This is a genomic window from Bradyrhizobium sp. 137 (genome assembly GCF_023074095.1).
Classification (GTDB): Bacteria; Pseudomonadota; Alphaproteobacteria; order Rhizobiales; family Xanthobacteraceae; genus Bradyrhizobium.
The window spans coordinates 124,298-141,107 of sequence record NZ_JADPKU010000039.1 but is presented as its reverse complement, the minus strand read 5'-3'; the positions used below and the strand labels follow the sequence as shown (position 1 = coordinate 141,107).

The 16,810-nt window shown below is 64.9% G+C and carries 16 protein-coding genes; 5 read left to right on the top strand and 11 right to left on the bottom strand.

Annotated elements, in window-relative coordinates; translation table 11 throughout:
- Positions 1–31: 31 nt before the first annotated feature.
- On the bottom strand, positions 32–745 hold the full coding sequence (gene queC / locus IVA78_RS07610; RefSeq protein ID WP_247281090.1) for a 7-cyano-7-deazaguanine synthase QueC: 714 nt from the start codon (positions 743–745) through the stop codon (positions 32–34).
- 125 nt (positions 746–870) lie between these two features.
- Between queC and mazG the strand changes: the two genes are divergently transcribed.
- Positions 871–1,725 carry a nucleoside triphosphate pyrophosphohydrolase gene (gene mazG, locus IVA78_RS07605; RefSeq protein ID WP_247281089.1) on the top strand — a complete coding sequence of 285 codons (855 nt, stop codon included), beginning with the start codon at positions 871–873 and terminating at the stop codon, positions 1,723–1,725.
- 59 nt (positions 1,726–1,784) lie between these two features.
- Here the strand turns inward: mazG and hflX are convergent, their stop codons facing one another.
- The 4 genes from hflX to IVA78_RS07585 all read right to left on the bottom strand — a co-directional run bounded on the left by hflX (position 1,785) and on the right by IVA78_RS07585 (position 7,490).
- Entirely contained in the window at positions 1,785–3,182 is a 1,398-nt protein-coding gene (hflX, locus tag IVA78_RS07600) for a GTPase HflX (protein ID WP_247281088.1), read from the bottom strand.
- A gap of 11 nt (positions 3,183–3,193) precedes the next feature.
- The gene (hfq, locus tag IVA78_RS07595) at positions 3,194–3,442 is read right to left on the bottom strand and encodes an RNA chaperone Hfq (protein WP_007591126.1); all 249 of its coding nucleotides are present in this window, start codon (positions 3,440–3,442) and stop codon (positions 3,194–3,196) included.
- A 248-nt stretch (positions 3,443–3,690) separates the two neighbouring features.
- Positions 3,691–5,061: a sigma-54 dependent transcriptional regulator gene (locus tag IVA78_RS07590; RefSeq protein ID WP_247281087.1), complete on the bottom strand. Its 1,371-nt coding sequence runs from the start codon at positions 5,059–5,061 to the stop codon at positions 3,691–3,693.
- Between the two features lie 17 nt (positions 5,062–5,078).
- Entirely contained in the window at positions 5,079–7,490 is a 2,412-nt protein-coding gene (locus tag IVA78_RS07585; RefSeq protein ID WP_247281086.1) for a PAS domain-containing sensor histidine kinase, read from the bottom strand.
- A 174-nt stretch (positions 7,491–7,664) separates the two neighbouring features.
- Between IVA78_RS07585 and IVA78_RS07580 the strand changes: the two genes are divergently transcribed.
- Positions 7,665–7,811, top strand: a complete 147-nt coding sequence (locus IVA78_RS07580; protein ID WP_247281085.1) for a hypothetical protein — start codon at positions 7,665–7,667, stop codon at positions 7,809–7,811.
- Between the two features lie 166 nt (positions 7,812–7,977).
- On the opposite strand, the gene ntrC is transcribed toward IVA78_RS07580, so the two are convergent.
- The 3 genes from ntrC to dusB are packed head-to-tail and all read right to left on the bottom strand — an operon-like array spanning position 7,978 to position 11,597.
- The gene (gene ntrC / locus IVA78_RS07575) at positions 7,978–9,420 is read right to left on the bottom strand and encodes a nitrogen regulation protein NR(I) (protein WP_247281084.1); all 1,443 of its coding nucleotides are present in this window, start codon (positions 9,418–9,420) and stop codon (positions 7,978–7,980) included.
- A 9-nt stretch (positions 9,421–9,429) separates the two neighbouring features.
- The gene (locus IVA78_RS07570; RefSeq protein WP_247281083.1) at positions 9,430–10,599 is read right to left on the bottom strand and encodes a nitrogen regulation protein NR(II); all 1,170 of its coding nucleotides are present in this window, start codon (positions 10,597–10,599) and stop codon (positions 9,430–9,432) included.
- The gene (gene dusB, locus IVA78_RS07565) at positions 10,596–11,597 is read right to left on the bottom strand and encodes a tRNA dihydrouridine synthase DusB (protein ID WP_247281129.1); all 1,002 of its coding nucleotides are present in this window, start codon (positions 11,595–11,597) and stop codon (positions 10,596–10,598) included. The genes IVA78_RS07570 and dusB overlap by 4 nt, the downstream gene beginning before the upstream one ends.
- Here dusB and IVA78_RS07560 point away from each other — a divergent pair.
- From IVA78_RS07560 to IVA78_RS07550, 3 genes are all read left to right on the top strand, one after another.
- Positions 11,569–11,817 (top strand): hypothetical protein, encoded by a 249-nt coding sequence (locus IVA78_RS07560; protein WP_247281135.1) that lies wholly within the window; start codon positions 11,569–11,571, stop codon positions 11,815–11,817. The genes dusB and IVA78_RS07560 overlap by 29 nt on opposite strands.
- A gap of 62 nt (positions 11,818–11,879) precedes the next feature.
- On the top strand, positions 11,880–13,061 hold the full coding sequence (locus tag IVA78_RS07555) for a bifunctional 2-C-methyl-D-erythritol 4-phosphate cytidylyltransferase/2-C-methyl-D-erythritol 2,4-cyclodiphosphate synthase (RefSeq protein WP_247281082.1): 1,182 nt from the start codon (positions 11,880–11,882) through the stop codon (positions 13,059–13,061).
- Between the two features lie 4 nt (positions 13,062–13,065).
- Positions 13,066–13,674, top strand: coding sequence for a CinA family protein (locus tag IVA78_RS07550; RefSeq protein WP_247281081.1), 609 nt, complete (start codon positions 13,066–13,068; stop codon positions 13,672–13,674).
- 7 nt (positions 13,675–13,681) lie between these two features.
- On the opposite strand, the gene IVA78_RS07545 is transcribed toward IVA78_RS07550, so the two are convergent.
- The 3 genes from IVA78_RS07545 to lipA form a co-directional block, all read right to left on the bottom strand.
- Positions 13,682–14,458, bottom strand: coding sequence for a mechanosensitive ion channel domain-containing protein (locus tag IVA78_RS07545; RefSeq protein ID WP_247281080.1), 777 nt, complete (start codon positions 14,456–14,458; stop codon positions 13,682–13,684).
- Between the two features lie 902 nt (positions 14,459–15,360).
- Positions 15,361–15,831 (bottom strand): type II toxin-antitoxin system RatA family toxin, encoded by a 471-nt coding sequence (locus IVA78_RS07540; protein ID WP_247464946.1) that lies wholly within the window; start codon positions 15,829–15,831, stop codon positions 15,361–15,363.
- A gap of 6 nt (positions 15,832–15,837) precedes the next feature.
- Positions 15,838–16,794: a lipoyl synthase gene (gene lipA, locus IVA78_RS07535; RefSeq protein WP_247464944.1), complete on the bottom strand. Its 957-nt coding sequence runs from the start codon at positions 16,792–16,794 to the stop codon at positions 15,838–15,840.
- Positions 16,795–16,810 lie beyond the last annotated feature (16 nt).

Genomic DNA, 16,810 nt, shown 5'->3' with positions numbered 1-16,810 from the left:
CGTCGACAGCAATGACAACGGAGCGAGACGCCTACCGCCCCGCCGCAAACTCCCGCCACCCCTTCGCACGCAGGCTGCAGGCCGGGCACTCGCCGCAGCCGTAGCCCCACTCATGCTGCGCGCCGCGTTCGCCGAGATAGCAGGTGTGCGACTGCTCGCGAATGAGATCGACGAGGCCGTCGCCGCCGAGATCGTGGGCCAGCTTCCACGTCGCGGCCTTGTCGATCCACATCAGCGGCGTATGCAGCTCGAAGGCTCTCGCCATGCCGAGCGAGAGCGCGGCCTGCATGGCGCGGATGGTCTCGTCGCGGCAATCGGGATAGCCGGAATAATCGGTCTCGCACATGCCGCCGACGATGTGGCTGATACCGCGCCGGTAGGCCAGCGCCGCGGCGAAGGTCAAGAACACCAGATTGCGCCCGGGCACGAAGGTGTTGGGCAGGCCGTCGGCGCCCATCGCGATCGCGACGTCCCGCGTCAGCGCCGACTCGGACACGGCCGCCAGCGTCGGGATCGACAGCGTGTGGCTGTCGCCGAGCCTTGCGGCCCAATCCGCGCGCAGGCCCTTGATGCCCTCGAGCAGGCGGTCGCGGCAGGCGAGCTCGATGGCATGGCGCTGGCCATAGTCGAACCCCAGCGTCTCCACGCGGGCGAAACGGCTGAGTGCCCAGGCGAGGCAGGTGGTGGAATCCTGGCCGCCGGAAAACAGCACCAAGGCGGTCTGCGATGAAAATGCGTCGCTCATGGTCCGCGCTTTAGCACTGCGCAGACCGCCCGCCAATCGGTGGAAATCGGCCTGTTCCGCCGCGCTCCGCTGGGAACGGGCGCCCGCTTTTGGCATAAGGTTTGGAGCCAGGAGACTGCCCCGCAATGACCCCTTCCCGCGACATCTCCCGCCTGATCGAGATCATGGCGGCGCTGCGCACGCCGGTGACCGGCTGCCCCTGGGACCTCGAGCAGGATTTCGCGACCATCGCGCCCTACACGATCGAGGAAGCCTATGAGGTGGTCGACGCCATCACACGGGGCGACCTCGACGATCTGCGCGAGGAGCTCGGCGACCTCCTATTGCAGGTCGTGTTCCACGCCCAGATGGCTGAGGAGCAGAACGCGTTCGCGTTTGGCGACGTCGTCGAAGCCATCACCCGCAAGATGATCCGCCGCCATCCTCATGTCTTCGCCGACAAGGACGGAAATCTCGCCTCCTCTCACGTCAAGGAAGTCTGGGACCGCATCAAGGCCGAGGAGAAAGCCGAGCGCGCCGCGCGCCGGCCGCCGGAGGACGCGCCGGCGCGCAAATCACTGCTGTCGGGCGTGAAGGCCGGCCAGCCCGCACTGACGCGCGCCATGGAGCTTCAGCGCACGGCCTCCACCGTCGGCTTCGACTGGAACGATCCGCGCGCGGTCTTGCAAAAGATCCGCGAGGAAGCCGACGAGATCGAGGCCGCGCTCGACCGCAACGACAAGCAGGAATTAGCGGAGGAGACGGGCGACCTGATGTTCGCCCTCGTCAACCTCGCCCGCCATGTCGATGCCGATCCGGAAAGCGCCTTGCGGGCGACGAATGCAAAATTCGAGCGGCGCTTCGCCTATATCGAACGCGCGCTGGAGGCGCAGGGGCGCACGCTGGAGCAGGCCTCGCTCGCGGAAATGGATGCGCTATGGAACGAGGCGAAGGTCGACGAAAAGCCGGCGTCGGAGGGACGCAAAGAAGTTCGCCGTTAACCAAAATGTCGTCCTGGACAAGCGCGCCTCAAGCGCGCGCAGATCCGGGACGACAGCGTCTACGCTGAGAGATGCGGCACCGCATCGAACCTAGACACCACGATATCCCGCTTGGTCTCGTCGACCCGCACGGTCATGTCGAAGCGGCCGTCGTGCAGCTTCTTGGACAGCACCTCGGAATTGCGATGCAGCCAGGAGATGCCGGCGCCGTCGGCGGCGTCGATGGAGAGATCCAGCGTGGTGCGTTTGGCCGCGAGCCGTTGCTCGATCGCGGCGAGCAGTGCTTCCACCCCTTCGCCCGACACGGCGGAGACCAGCATCGCCGGATGGTCCTCCGGCCTGCGTGCGGCGATGTTCAAAAGCTCTTCGCGCTGTTCGGCATCGTAACGATCGATCTTGTTCCAGACTTCGATGATGCGGCCGGAATCATCAGGGTTGATGCCGAGCTGGCGCAGCACCGCGTCGACGTCGCTCTGCTGCGCTTCGGCATCCTCATGCGAGATGTCGCGGACATGCAGGATGACGTCCGCCTCCAACACCTCCTCCAGCGTGGCGCGGAAGGCGGCGACGAGCTGTGTCGGCAGATTGGAAATGAAGCCGACCGTGTCGGACAGCATCGCCTTGCCGCCGTGCGGCAGGTTCAGCGCCCGCAGGGTCGGGTCGAGCGTCGCGAACAGCATGTCGGCGGCCTGCACGTCGGCGCGCGTCAGGCGATTGAACAGCGTCGATTTGCCGGCATTGGTGTAGCCGACCAGCGCGACGACGCGATACGGGACGCGCTGGCGCCCGGCCCGGTGCAGGCGGCGCGTCGCCTGCACCTTCTTCAGTTCGCCCTCCAGCTTGGAGATGCGCTCCTGGATCAGGCGGCGGTCGGCTTCGATCTGCGTCTCGCCGGGACCGCCCATGAATCCGAAACCGCCGCGCTGGCGTTCGAGATGGGTCCATGAGCGCACCAGGCGCGAGCGCTGATAGTTGAGATGCGCGAGCTCGACCTGGAGCGAGCCTTCCCTGGTCTTGGCGCGGCGGCCGAAGATTTCCAGAATAAGCCCGGTGCGGTCGAGCACCTTGGCGTGCAGCTCCTTCTCGAGATTGCGCTGCTGGATCGGCGCCAGCGCGCAATCCATCACCACGAGCTCGACATCGAGGCTTTTGATCAGCCCCGCGATCTCCTCGACCTTGCCCTTGCCGATATAGGTCGCCGGCCTGATCTGGCTGATCGGCGCGATAATGGCGTCGGCAATGACGAGATCGATCGCGCGCGCGAGGCCCGCGGCTTCATCGAGCCGGGCCTCGGCGTTACGCAGGACTTGATTAGACAAGCCATGGTTTTCCGATTGCACGTCGGCACTGCCCGCGCGCACACGCAAGTAGGGGCCGATGACAAGCACCCGCCCCGTCTGCTTAGCCCCTGCCGGCCGCGGACGGTCGGCATCCCCGTCGAAATTTCGGGGTTCCAATCAGATCACTCTCAAGCCGGCTGATCCTCGCCGCCTTCGAACAACTGGATCGGCGCACCCGGCATGATGGTCGATATCGCATGCTTGTAGACAAGCTGCGAGTGACCGTCGCGCCGAAGCAGCAGACAGAAATTGTCGAACCAGGTCACGATGCCCTGGAGCTTCACTCCGTTGACCAGAAAGATCGTCAGTGGCGTCTTGGTTTTGCGAACGTGATTAAGGAAGGTGTCCTGCAGGTTTTGTGCGCGGTCTGCCGCCATTGTTTTTATCTCGCTTTGAGTTTCTTTTTATTGCGCCGGTTGCGGCCCTCTTTTGAAATTCGGAGCCTCTTCCGGTTGCCGTGCCTCATGAGATCCCCCTCGGAAGGAACAGCTGTGCAATTAGAGGACAGGTGGGCTTATTAGGCAAGCCGCTTCACGCGGCAGCCCCAGCCGTATTGCCCCGAAAAACTACGGAAATCGATGATTTTCCTCGCTTATCTTTGATCTCTGACCGCCACCTGGCCGCGCTAGCCGACACCAAGCGCCTTCAGCTTCCGGTGCAGCGCTGAACGTTCCATGCCAACAAACTCGGCCGTGCGAGAAATATTTCCCGAGAAACGGCTGATCTGTGCAATCAAATAGTCGCGCTCGAATACTTCGCGCGCCTCGCGCAGCGGCAGCCCCATGATGTGCTCGCCATTGTTGCTGGTCGGCATCGCCGGCACCATGGAGCCGACGTCCTGCGGTAACATGTCGGCCGTGATGATGACTTCGGGCCCGCCCGCAGCCAGAATCATGACTCTCTCAACATTGTTGCGGAGCTGGCGCACATTGCCCGGCCAGACGTGCGATTGCAGCACCGCCATCGCATCCTGCCCGATCTGACGCTTCGGCAGGCCGCTGCCGGCCGAGATCTGCTCCATGAAGTAATCGATCAATTCCGGAATGTCCTCGCGCCGCTCCGACAGCGCGGGCACCCGGATCGGCACCACCGAGAGCCGATGATAGAGGTCCTCGCGGAAATGACCGGCCGCGATCTCCTCTTCGAGATTGCGCGCGGTGGAGGAGATGATGCGGACGTCGACCTGCACCTTGGCGGTGCCGCCGACGCGCTGGAACGACTGCTCGACCAGCACGCGCAGAATCTTGTTCTGGGTCTCGCGCGGCATGTCGGCAATTTCGTCAATGAACAGCGTGCCGCCATGGGCTTCCTCGAGCGCACCGGCCTTGCGCGGCTGTTCGCCGTTGGACTGCTCGACGCCGAACAGCTCATGCTCCATCCGCTCGGGCGTGATGGCGGCTGCATTGATGACGACGAAGGGTCCGTCGGCGCGGCCCGAGGCCATGTGCAACGTGCGCGCCGTCAGCTCCTTGCCGGCGCCGGCGGGGCCGACGATCAGGATACGGCTGTTGGCCTTGGCCGCGCGCTCGATGGTCTGGCGCAGCTGGTTCATGCTCGGCGAGCGGCCGACGAGCTGGCTGGCGCTCGGCGCGAGCTGCTTCAGCTCCTTGACCTCGCGCTTGAGGCGCGAGTTCTCCAGCGCTCGGGTCGCGACCAGGATCAGCCGGTCGGCCTTGAACGGCTTCTCGATGAAGTCATAGGCGCCGCGCTTGATCGCTGCGACCGCGGTCTCGATGTTGCCGTGGCCGGAGATCATCACGACCGGCAGATCGGCGTTGTCCTTCTTGACCTGCTCCAGGAGCTGCAAGCCGTCGAGCTTGGAGCCCTGGAGCCAGATGTCGAGGAACACCAGATGCGGTCTGCGGTTGGCGATCTCGGCCAGGGCCGTATCGCTGTCGCGCGCAGTCCTTGTGACGAACCCCTCGTCTTCGAGTATGCCGGCAACGAGGTCCCGAATATCGGCCTCATCATCGACAATCAGAATTTCACTTGCCATGGGTCGCGCCTGCCTTGTCAGCTACCTGTTGAGGCTTCGATTTTCGTTGAATCATTGGTCTTTTCAGTCGGCTTTTTGGTTCCGGCGGCCGGCTCTTTCGTTTCCGGGTCCTTGATGGATTCCGTAACGGCTTGCTTGTTGTCCGACTTGGTTGCTTCCTTGGCCGCGGCCGCCGGCTCGGCCGTCTCGGACTTCGCAGGTTGCCCGGAGATCGCAAAGCGCAACCGCATCCAGGCGCCGCGCTGGCCTTCGCGGAAGTCGGAAGCGTCCTTCAGCTCGATGCGTCCGCCGTGGTCTTCCAGCACGCGGCCGACGATCGCCAGCCCCAGGCCGGTGCCCTTGGCGCGCGTCGTGACGTAGGGCTCGAGCAACCGCGAGCGCGCGACCTTGGGCAGGCCGATGCCGTTGTCGATGACGTCGATCAGCACGTCCTCGCCCTCGCGCGACACCACGACGTCGATGCGGCCCTTTCCGTTTTCCTTGCCGAGCTCCTCCGGCGGGACCTGCTCGATCGCCTCGGTTGCGTTCTTGACGATGTTGGTGACCGCCTGGGAGATCAGTCGCCGGTCGAACTGGGCGCGCAGCGGATCCTCCTTGAACTCAGCCTCGATGTCGATCTCGGGATGGGCGACCTTCATCAGGAATACCGCCTGCCGCACGGTGTCGGCGACGTCCTCGCCTTCCATCACCGGCTTCGGCATCCGCGCGAAGCGGGAGAACTCGTCGACCATGCGCCTGATGTCGTCGACCTGGCGCACGATGGTGTCGGTGCACTGGTCGAAGACCTGCTTGTCCTTGTCCTCTGTGATGGTCTTGCCGAACTTGCGGCGGATGCGCTCGGCCGAGAGCTGGATCGGCGTCAGCGGGTTCTTGATCTCGTGGGCGATGCGGCGCGCCACGTCGCCCCAGGCCGAGGTGCGCTGCGCCGACACGAGCTCGGTGATGTCGTCGAGCGTGATGATGTAGCTGTCGCGCGGCTGGCTGGTCTTCTCGGCGCTGACGCGGACCGAGAGATTGCGCTCGGTGCCGTCGCGGGTGATCGTGATCTGGCCCTGCACCAGGCGCTGGGTCCCTTCCCGTGCCGTCTTCATCATTTCGTCGAGCTCGGGCAGCACGTCGGAGAGCGGGTGGCCGAGCGTCTCCGCTTCGGAGTGCCCGATCAGCTTCTCGGCGGAACGGTTGAGGATGCCGACGCTGCCGGAGGTGTCGACGCCGATGATGCCGGCGCTTGCCGATGACAGCACGGCCTCGATGAAGCGGCGGCGGCTGTCGATGAGGTCGCTGGCGTTGACGAGCTCGTCGCGCTGGCTGCGCAATTCCTGCGTCATCTTGTTGAAGGTCTCACCGAGCTGGGCAAGATCGCCTTCCGACTGGTGCACGGGCACCTGGACATGCAGATCGCCGGTCGAGACCGTGTGGGCTGCATTCATCAGCCGTCGGATTGGCGAGACCAGCGAGTTGGCGAAGTTGAGGCCGATCAGCACCGAGGCCATCAGGATGGTCAGCGCGATCACCGCAAACATCAGCGCAAACGCGACCTGGATACCGAGCCGTCGCGACTCGATCTGAGCGTATTCGGCGACGCTGACCTCGGTCTGCTTGAGCTGGTTGACGACGTTCGGATCGAGTGGCCGGGCGACGTAGAGGAACGTGTCGCTGAAGGCGCGCAGGCGGATCACCGCGGCGACGAAGCTCGCGTCCGGCAGCACCGCGATCTCGGGCTCGGACTCGTTGACGTTGCTGAGAAAGTCGGGCGCCGGCGGCGAATAGGCGAGCCGCATGCCGGTGTCGGCGGATTCCAAAATGTTGGTGTTCTTGTCGATGATCATTGCGCCCGGCAAATTGCGGGAGCCGGCGCTGGCGGTCAGCATCTCGCGGAACGAGCGGCGGTCCTGGTCGTAGAGCGGCCGGGCGTGCGCGATGTCGTTTGCCATGCCGAGAATGTCGCCGCGGATCAGCTGCGCATGGTCCTGCATGTAGGCCCGCGCGATCGTCAGCGAATTCTGGATCACCTCCTTGGTCGGCCCCGAGAATAGCCGGTCGAGGCCGCGCTCGATGGTGACGTTGGCGACCACGGCGACCAGCACCGCCGGCAGCACCGCCACGATCGAGAACAGGCTGACGATCTGGACATGGAGGCGCGCTGCCGCCCTGCCCCGCCGTCGCGCCAGGATCAGTTGCCAGAGTTCCCGGACGATGATCCCGACCAGGAGCAGGATCGTGGCCGCATTGATCAGATAGAACGAGCGGACCACCTCCGGCGTCGGCTCGATCTTGGTGAGGCCGGTCAGAACCAGGAAGGTCAGGAGGGCCGACAGCAGCGCCAGGGCCACGGCGAAGGGTGCCAGCCAGCGCCGCAGCGACCAGCGCTTGGGCTCTTCGGCTGGGGCCGTGTCAAAGGATGCGGCCGAGGTATCTGCGCTGGTCATTCCGGCAATGGGCTGCTGAAAACGGGTCCGCGGGCGCGCGGATACTGATGTATTCGTACCACATTGTTGCCGAATTGCGACAATTCCGCGGCGTCTCCGCCGCGACGGACGGCACATCCACAAGCAGATTCCGGTTGGACGGGAACGGATTCCCGCCGTCCCGGCTTGACGGGGATGGATAGATTTTTTCTCGCGACGATGGTCTCGGCCGTGCTTCTACTGATCGTGGCCGCCGACCTCCTGGTTAACGGGCTCGGCCTTCAGCAGCCGCTGGTGAATGTCGCCAGCGTGATGCCGGCATCCAGCCGACTTGTCAGGTAGATGATGCAGCGCCTTGCGGCCGAATGACCAATTTGTACGTGCGAGCGGAACATTTCAGTCCGATGCGGACTTCTGCCCACCGCGTCAGCCACAACGGCCAGCGCGATCCGGACAGGCTCAGCTCTGCCTTGGTAGGGGGAGCTGAGCCACCGTCCGTCCGGCACGACTATGCCCCGCTGCGGTAGACCTGGATGTCCAGATCCCGGATCTTCTTGCGTAGCGTATTGCGGTTGAGGCCGAGCAGGTCTGCGGCGCGGATCTGATTGCCGCGGGTGGCAGCGAGCGCGGCCGTGAGCAGCGGCACCTCGATCTCCTTCAGGATGCGGTGATAGAGACCCGGCGGCGGCACGCCGTTCGGGAAGCCCTGGAAGTGCGAGGATAGATAGGCCTCCACCGCGCCGCCCAGATTGTCGACGCCCTGCTGGACCGCCGCACCCGGGCTGACCGAAGGCGGCGCGAGCTCGCCGTCGATGACGGAGGCCGTGATCACGTCCTGCGGATAAAGCGCGGCCAAGCGCCGGGCGAGGTTTTCGAGCTCGCGCACATTGCCCGGCCAGCGGTGCTGCTTCATCCGCTCCAGCGCCAGCGCATCGAGTTTCTTCGGCGGCAATCCGTCCTTCTCGGCCAGCGTGAAGAAGTGCCGCACCAGATCAGGCAGGTCCTCGATACGCTCGCGAAGCGGCGGCAACCGCAGCGGCACGACGTTGAGACGGAAGAACAGGTCTTCGCGGAACAGGCCCTGCTGGATCAGGACGCGCAGATCCTTGTTGGAAGCCGCGACGATCCGCACGTCGGTCTTGATCGGGGTGCGGCCGCCGACGGTGGTGTATTCGCCCTGCTGGAGCACGCGCAACAGGCGGGTCTGCGCCTCCATCGGCATGTCGCCGATTTCGTCGAGGAACAGCGTGCCGCCCTCGGCCTGCTCGAACCGGCCCGAGGCGCGGGTGTTGGCGCCGGTGAAGGCGCCGCGCTCATGGCCGAACAGCTCGGATTCGATGAGGTCGCGCGGGATCGCCGCCATGTTGACGGCGACGAAGGGGCCGTTGCGCCGCTTGCCGTAATCGTGCAGCGCGCGTGCCACCAATTCCTTGCCAGTGCCGGACTCGCCCGTGATCATTACGGTGAGGTCGGTCTGCATCAGGCGCGCCAACACGCGATAGATCTCCTGCATCGCCGGCGAGCGGCCGACCAGCGGGATCGCCTCCATTTCGGCGTCGTCGTCCGGCGTCGAGACCCGCTCCTTCGGTTCGGCGAGCGCGCGGCCGACGATGGCGATCAGCTCCTTCAGGTCGAAGGGCTTCGGCAGATATTCATAGGCGCCGCGCTCGGAGGCGCGGATCGCCGTCATGAACGTGTTCTGTGCGCTCATGACGATGACGGGCAGATTGGGCCGCATCTTCTTGATCCGCGGCAAGAGGTCGAAAGCGTTCTCGTCGGGCATCACCACGTCGGTGATGACGAGATCGCCCTCTCCCTGGCTGACCCAACGCCATAAGGTTGCGGCATTGCCGGTGAGCCGCACTTCGTAGCCGGCGCGGGACAGTGCCTGATTGAGAACGGTGCGGATGGCGGTATCGTCATCAGCTACGAGAATGCTACCTGCGGGCATCGTTAATCCTCATCTTGCCCCCTGTGATGCAGGCGACGGCTTCCCGGCAGAGTCGGCGCGGCTGCTTTGATCGGCATGTTTCGCCGATGTGGAATACATCGGCATCAGCACGCGGAAGGTGGTCTTGCGCGGCTGAGATTCGCATTCGATGATGCCCCCGTGATCGCCGACGATCTTTGCGACCAGCGCGAGGCCCAGCCCCGAGCCGGTCTGCTTGGTGGTCACGAAGGGATCGAACAGGTTGGGCAGAAGGTCGTCTGGCACGCCTGGTCCGTTGTCTCTCACGCAGAATTCAAGCGGCAGGGATACCCGGGATTTTTGACCGGGGACTGACAGGCGCACGCCGGGGCGGAACGCGGTGGTGAGCTGGATCTCGGCGTCGGGCGCGTCGATCAGGGCTTCGGCGGCGTTCTTGACGAGATTGAGGAACACCTGGACCAGCTGGTCCTGGTTCGCCAGCACCGGCGGCAGCGAAGGATCGTAATCCTCGATGAAGCGGATGTTGCGGGCAAAGCCGGACTGCGCCAGCCGCTTCACGTGATCGAGCACAGAGTGAATGTTGACGGGACCGCGCACCACGGGGCGCTCGTCGCCGAACACCTCCATGCGGTCGACCAGCGTCACAATGCGGTCGGCCTCGTCGCAGATCAGGCGCGTCAGCATGCGGTCCTCGGACGAGGCCTGCTGCTCCAGCAATTGAGCCGCGCCGCGGATTCCCGACAGCGGATTCTTGATCTCGTGCGCCAGCATCGCGGCGAGCGCGATCACCGAGCGCGCGGCGCTGCGATGGGTGAGCTGACGGTCCATCTTGTCGGCGATGCTGCGCTCCTGGAGCATCACCACGATATGGCCGGGCCGCTCGGTGAGCGGAGCCACATGCAGGTCGACCTGGCGGTCGCCGCCCATGCGCGGTGTGCCCAGATCAACCTTGTATTCGTTGACCGGCGAGTTCGACGAGCGCACCTGGTCGATCAGTGCCAGCAGCGGGCTGCCGAACGGCACCAGCTCCTTGAGCGATTGCCGCTTCAAGAACTGCGTCGAGATTTCGAAGAAGGCTTCGGTCGCGATGTTGGCGGCGACGATCTTGCCGTCCGGGCCGATCATCAGCACGGGATTGGGCAGCGCATCCAAGATCGCATCGCTGTCGGACGGCCGGCGATGTTCGGCGGCTGAGCTCATGCAGCGGCCCTCCATGCGAAGTCGTCGAAGGCGTCTTGCAGCGATTGGTGAACGCGGCGCGGTTCCTCCGAGGTGAGTATCTTCTGGCGCCACGATTTCAGCGTCTCGGCCGGCGCGCCGCTGACCTCCGCCGCGACGTCGAGCGCCCAGCCCAGATGCTTGCGCGCATGCCTGAGGCCAATGCGCAAGCCGTATAGTGCGCAAACACCTTCATAGAGCGTGCGGACATAATGCAGCTGCGTCTCGAGCGCCGGCGTTGCTTCCTCTGCCCCGCCCTTCAGGCGGCGGCCGATCTGGCCGGGCAGCCAGGGCTGGCCCTGCGCGCCGCGGCCGATCATCACGGCATCGGCGCCGGAGGCCTCCAACGCCGCGAGCGCCTTCTCATAGGACGTGATGTCGCCATTGACGACGAGCGGAATGGAGATGGCCTCGCGCACGGCGCGGATCGCATCCCAATCGGCCTCGCCCTTGTAGAACTGGCAGCGGGTGCGGCCATGCACGGCGACGAGCTTGATGCCTGATGCTTCCGCGCGCCGCGCCAGCTCCGGCGCGTTGCGGCTGCGGTCGTCCCAGCCGAGCCGCATCTTCAGTGTCACGGGCACCTTGACCGCGGCGATCGTCGCCTCGATCAGGCTGACGGCATGGTCGAGGTCGCGCATCAGGGCCGAGCCGGACTGGCCGCCGGTGACGTGGCGGGCCGGACAGCCCATATTGATATCGATGATGTCGGCGCCTTCGGCCTCAGCGATCCGGGCGCCTTCGGCCATCCAATGCGCCTCGCAGCCGGCGAGCTGGACCACATGCGGACCGATTCCCGTCGCTTCGCAACGCAACCGCGACATCCGGTGGCCGTTGGCGAGTTCATCGCTGGCTGTCATTTCCGACACGACGAGACCCGCCCCAAGCTCCGCGGCCAACCGCCGAACGGGCGAGTCAGTCACCCCCGACATCGGTGCCAGGAAGACCGGGGTGGCGACATCAATATCGCCTATTTTCAACGGCTTAGAGCCGGATATTGCCGAGCCGGTCACAGGGGTCTCGTTGACTGGACAGGGCCTCATCGCGCCTGCCATGATCTATCTTGCGCACAGTTCTTGTGCAGTCAAGCGTCATGCCTACAGTTTAGACAGTTCTGCAAATCTTTCAAGTGCAGTGCAGCAAAATGCTGTTGCCCACAATGCGCCGGAAACCCCTTTTTTTGCGGGCCTGCCGTGCTAGAGGCATGCCACCAAATCACCCCACTCCCCGACTCGTCATCATCAACTGAGTATTTGAGTCCCATGGCGAAATCACAACGCACCGCGGCCGTCCTTGTCGCAGCCGGACGCGGCTTGCGCGCCGGCGCTGGCGGGCCGAAGCAATATCGCGAGATCGGCGGTGTGCCCGTGATCCATCGCGCCATGGAAGCCTTCAGCCGCCACCCCGAGGTGTTTGCGGTGCAGCCGGTGGTGAATCCCGACGATACCGCCATCTTCACGGCAGCGGTCGCAGGCCTCAAGCACGAGCCGCCGGCCAACGGCGGCGCCACCCGCCAAGCCTCGGTGCTCGCCGGCCTCGAAGCGCTCGCACGGCACAAGCCCGATATCGTCCTGATCCATGACGCCGCCCGCCCCTTCGTCTCGGAAGGCGTGATCTCCCGTGCGATCGAGGCGGCGAGCCGCACCGGCGCAGCGATCCCCGCCATTGCCGTCACCGACACGATCAAGCTCACCGGCGAGAACGGCCATGTCGAGGGCACGCCGGACCGCGCGCGGCTGCGAATCGCGCAGACGCCGCAATCCTTTCTTTTCGACGTCATCCTCGAGGCGCATCGTCGCGCGGCAAAGGAAGGACGCTCGGATTTCACCGACGATGCCGCCATTGCCGAATGGGCAGGATTGACGGTTGCAACCTTTGAAGGCGATGTTGCCAATATGAAGCTCACCACTCCCGAGGATTTCGTGCGCGAGGAAGCACGTCTCGCCGCCCAGCTCGGCGATATCAGGACCGGCACGGGCTATGACGTGCACGCCTTCGGCGACGGCGACCACGTCATGATCTGCGGCGTGCGCGTCCCTCACACCAAGGGTTTTCTCGCCCATTCCGACGGAGATGTCGGCCTGCATGCGCTGGTCGACGCCATTCTCGGTGCGCTCGCCGACGGTGACATCGGCTCGCACTTCCCGCCGAGCGACGCGAAGTGGAAGGGTGCTTCCTCCGACCAGTTCCTGAAATATGCCATCGAGCGCGTCGCGGCGCGCGGCGGCCGCGTCGCCAATCTCGAGGTGACGCTGATCTGCGAACGGCCGAAGATCGGTCCCTTGCGCGACATCATGCGCGCGCGCATCGCCGAGATCTCCGGCGTCGACATCTCCCGCGTCGCGGTGAAGGCGACGACCAGCGAGCGGCTCGGCTTCACCGGCCGCGAGGAAGGCATCGCGGCCACCGCGAGCGCCACCATCCGCCTGCCCTGGAGCCTGTAGGACCATGGGCGGCAGCGACGCACGCGCCCTCTCTCGCTCGCTGCTCGATTTGTGCCGGATGCGCAAGCTGACGATCGCGACGGCCGAGTCCTGCACCGGCGGCCTCGTCGCCGGCGCGCTGACCGACATCCCCGGTTCTTCCGACGTGATCGACCGGGGCTTCGTCACCTATTCCAACGACGCCAAGCGCGCGATGCTCGGGGTCGAGGCGAGCACGCTCGCCAATTTCGGCGCGGTCAGCAAGGAGACCGCAACCGCCATGGCGATCGGTGCCCTGGAGCGCGCCGATGTCGATCTCGCGGTCGCCATCACCGGAATTGCCGGCCCCGGCGGCGCAACGCCTGGCAAGCCGGTCGGCCTCGTGCACTTCGCGGCGGCGGCGCGCGACGGCCGCATCATCCATCGCGAGCACCGCTTCGGCGCGATCGGCCGCAGCGCCGTGCGCGCGCGCTCCGTGGTCGAGGCGCTGCGCATGCTGATGGACCTCGCCCGCGGCCCGCAAGTCCAGGTCAAGCCGCGCCCCGCAGCCGCAAGCCGTCTGCGTCCCCGCGTCACCCGCTCGCCACGCCGACACGCGGTGAAGCGCAGGCCGCCGCGCTCGCCGCGGGGCTGAGGCGCTCTCAGTCCGTCGACAGCAGCGCGCTTGCACGATCGAGCACGCGCTGCCTAACCGCATCGGCATCTGATGGATTGACCTTCGCGCTCACCGTCAATTCCACGACGGGTGCTGCGGGATCGGCAGCGATCACCTTTGACACATTGACCGACGGCGCGGTCCTGTCGTCGATGCGGGGATCGTCACGCAGCTCCTTCAGGATCTGGTCGGCCAACGCATTGGCCGCACCTGCCCTGACCGGAAACGCCACCTTGACTTCCCCCGTACCTGGATAGGCGCTGTGGTTGATGATGGCCGCGCCCCACACCTGCCCGTTCGGCAACAGGATCTGCGTATTGTCGAGCGCGACCAGCTCGGTCATGAACAGCGACAACGACTTCACCTTCCCCGCCTTGCCGGCGACCTCGACGTCGTCGCCGATGTGAAAGGGACGAAACAGCAGCAGCATCACGCCGGCGGCGAGGTTGGAGAGCGTGCCTTGAAGCGCAAGGCCGATGGCGAGTGAAGTCGCGCCCAGCACGGCAACGAGGCTCGCGGTCTGGATGCCGAAGAGCTGCAGCACGGCGATGCCGACCACCGCGAGCACGGCATAGCGAGCCACACTGGCGACGAACAAGGTCACCAGCGGATCGACCCGGTGCGTGACACTCAAGACGCGCGTGACGAAACGCTGCATTGCGCCGGACAGATACCAGCCGACCGCGAACAGCAGGATCGCGTAAATCGCGTTCAAGCCATACAGGACGAGCGATGCTTTCAACGTATCGAAATTGATGGTCATGGAAGCTCCAACCCGGACGAATCGGTTGAGAACTCGCGGCGGCGCGAAATGATCCCGGCGGATGTCGATGGGAACGCCAACCTGGTAGCCCGGATTGCGCTGCTCTCCATCTGGGCCACAACCCTTTGTGTTGCCCGTCGGGCAAGACACACAATTGCGCGGTCAATCCGCTCGCGTCAAAATATTCGCTTTTACAGAATTTCTGATTTTGCACATTGTCCGGCCACCTCATCCCTGTCAGAGGGGCGGATCGCGATCGTCACGAACGCGGGATGGGCCGTGGTGGACGCTGGCAGCACCGGCGCGAAGGGCATCGCAGGGCGGGAACCGTGAGCGATCGCCGCGCGCAAACGACCGATGCGATCAGCGTACGGCAAAACCGTGTCGTCCTGACGCCCGGGGCCTGTGCGTCAAGTCTTGCGGTGATGCGTTTTCGTCCAACCGGGCGCGCGCATCAGCGATCCGCAAGGCGACGGGGGCAATAGTGCATCGCTCCCCGGGGAGAGCTCGGCATAAGCCGTCAAACCACTGCGCAGGGAAGGCCGGTTGTTTGGCTTCACCTGTATGCCGCTGTGCAGCTCTTCGTAGCGTAACTCCCGCACAGTGGACCGCGGGTGCCCAGCCGGCATCCGGTCTTCCCTGCGCCCTCTGACTTCAAGAGGGTGTCTCGACGAAGCAAAGCTCGGGCGAGAGAAAGCCGCGAGGACGCGCAGGTGTGTCTGCGATTGAGATGCCAATTGGAAAAGCTACCTGGATGCTCATCCTCAGTCATTTCCCAGCGGCTTGTCCGCCGAAGCTCGGAGAGCGAAGGCGGAAGCGAAGCAATCCAGAATGTTCCTCAGAGGGATTCTGGATTGCTTCGTCGCAAGAGCTCCTCGCAATGCCGGTGGAAAGAGTGCGGCCTACGTCGGCGCCAGCTTCGGCCGGCCATAAATCGCGTCCGCGCGTTTTTCGAACGCAGTGGAGAAGCGCGCGAATGCGGCGTCGAACATCGAGCCCATCAGCATCGCGAGCATGCGGCTCTTGAATTCATAGGCGAGAAAGAAACCGACATCGCAGACGCCCTCACCCTTGGGCTCGAACGTCCAGCGGTTTTCAAGATTTCTGAAAGGACCTTGCAGATATTCGACCAGGATTTTCAGATTGGCGCGGTCGAGTGTCACCCGGCTGGTGAAGGATTCCTTGACCAGCTTGAACGACACTGTCATGTCGGCGACCAGCACCTCGGTGCCGTCAGGTTTCGCCATGCGCTGACGCACTCTCAGCGCGCTGCACAGCGGCACGAATTCCGGGTATCGCTCGACGTCGGCGACCAGATCAAACATCTCGGATGCGCTGTGACTGACACGGCGCTTGCTCGAAAATTTGGGCATAGCGGTTCAGCGGGCGTTAGCTGCCCGCGCGGCCTTCAATCTCGCAAAATCCTCGCCGGCATGATGGGACGAGCGGGTCAGCGGGCTCGCCGACACCATCAGGAAGCCCTTGGTGTAGGCGACCTTCTCGTAGGAGGCGAACTCGTCGGGCGGCACGAAGCGCATCACGGCGTGATGCTTACGGGTGGGTTGGAGATACTGGCCGATGGTCAGGAAATCGACCTCGGCAGAGCGCAGATCGTCCATTACCTGGAGCACCTCGTGGCGCTCCTCGCCAAGGCCGACCATGATGCCGGACTTGGTGAAGATGGTGGGATCGAGCTCCCTAACCCGCTGCAGCAGCCGGATCGAGTGGAAATAGCGCGCGCCGGGCCGCACCGTGAGATAGCGCGACGGCACGGTCTCGAGATTGTGGTTGAACACGTCGGGCTTCGCCGCAACGACGACCTCGAGTGCCCCCTCCTTGCGCAGGAAGTCCGGCGTCAGGATCTCGATCGTGGTCGAAGGACACGCGGCGCGGATCGCACGAATGGTCTGGGCAAAATGCTCGGCGCCGCCGTCGGCGAGGTCGTCGCGGTCGACCGAAGTGATGACGACGTGCGCCAGCCCCAGCTTGGCCACGGCCTCGGCGACGTGCTGCGGTTCGGACGCATCGAGCGCGTTGGGCAGGCCGGTCTTGACGTTGCAGAAGGCGCAGGCACGGGTGCAGGTGTCACCCATGATCATGAAGGTCGCGTGCTTCTTGTCCCAACACTCGCCGATATTCGGGCAGCCCGCTTCCTCGCACACCGTGTGCAGGCCGTTGGCCCGCACGATGTTGCGGGTGTCGGTATAGCCGCGGGTATTGGGCGCGCGCACGCGAATCCAGTCCGGCTTCGGCGGCGAAGCGGAATCGGGCCGGTTCACCTTTTCAGGGTGGCGCGGGCGCAGCGGGTTCGTGATGGTATCGACAATAACGACCATGGGGTGTCCGGTCTGT

Excerpts from the sequence above, each read along its gene's own strand:
- IVA78_RS07545 (WP_247281080.1), bottom strand. The coding sequence starts at position 14,458 with ATGACCATCAATTTCGATACGTTGAAAGCATCGCTCGTCCTGTATGGC.
- ntrC (WP_247281084.1), bottom strand. The coding sequence starts at position 9,420 with ATGCCCGCAGGTAGCATTCTCGTAGCTGATGACGATACCGCCATCCGC.
- IVA78_RS07585 (WP_247281086.1), bottom strand. The coding sequence starts at position 7,490 with ATGACCAGCGCAGATACCTCGGCCGCATCCTTTGACACGGCCCCAGCC.
- mazG (WP_247281089.1), top strand. The coding sequence starts at position 871 with ATGACCCCTTCCCGCGACATCTCCCGCCTGATCGAGATCATGGCGGCG.
- IVA78_RS07590 (WP_247281087.1), bottom strand. The coding sequence starts at position 5,061 with ATGGCAAGTGAAATTCTGATTGTCGATGATGAGGCCGATATTCGGGAC.
- IVA78_RS07550 (WP_247281081.1), top strand. The coding sequence starts at position 13,066 with ATGGGCGGCAGCGACGCACGCGCCCTCTCTCGCTCGCTGCTCGATTTG.
- hfq (WP_007591126.1), bottom strand. The coding sequence starts at position 3,442 with ATGGCGGCAGACCGCGCACAAAACCTGCAGGACACCTTCCTTAATCAC.
- IVA78_RS07580 (WP_247281085.1), top strand. The coding sequence starts at position 7,665 with ATGGATAGATTTTTTCTCGCGACGATGGTCTCGGCCGTGCTTCTACTG.
- IVA78_RS07570 (WP_247281083.1), bottom strand. The coding sequence starts at position 10,599 with ATGAGCTCAGCCGCCGAACATCGCCGGCCGTCCGACAGCGATGCGATC.
- IVA78_RS07555 (WP_247281082.1), top strand. The coding sequence starts at position 11,880 with ATGGCGAAATCACAACGCACCGCGGCCGTCCTTGTCGCAGCCGGACGC.
- IVA78_RS07540 (WP_247464946.1), bottom strand. The coding sequence starts at position 15,831 with ATGCCCAAATTTTCGAGCAAGCGCCGTGTCAGTCACAGCGCATCCGAG.
- queC (WP_247281090.1), bottom strand. The coding sequence starts at position 745 with ATGAGCGACGCATTTTCATCGCAGACCGCCTTGGTGCTGTTTTCCGGC.
- lipA (WP_247464944.1), bottom strand. The coding sequence starts at position 16,794 with ATGGTCGTTATTGTCGATACCATCACGAACCCGCTGCGCCCGCGCCAC.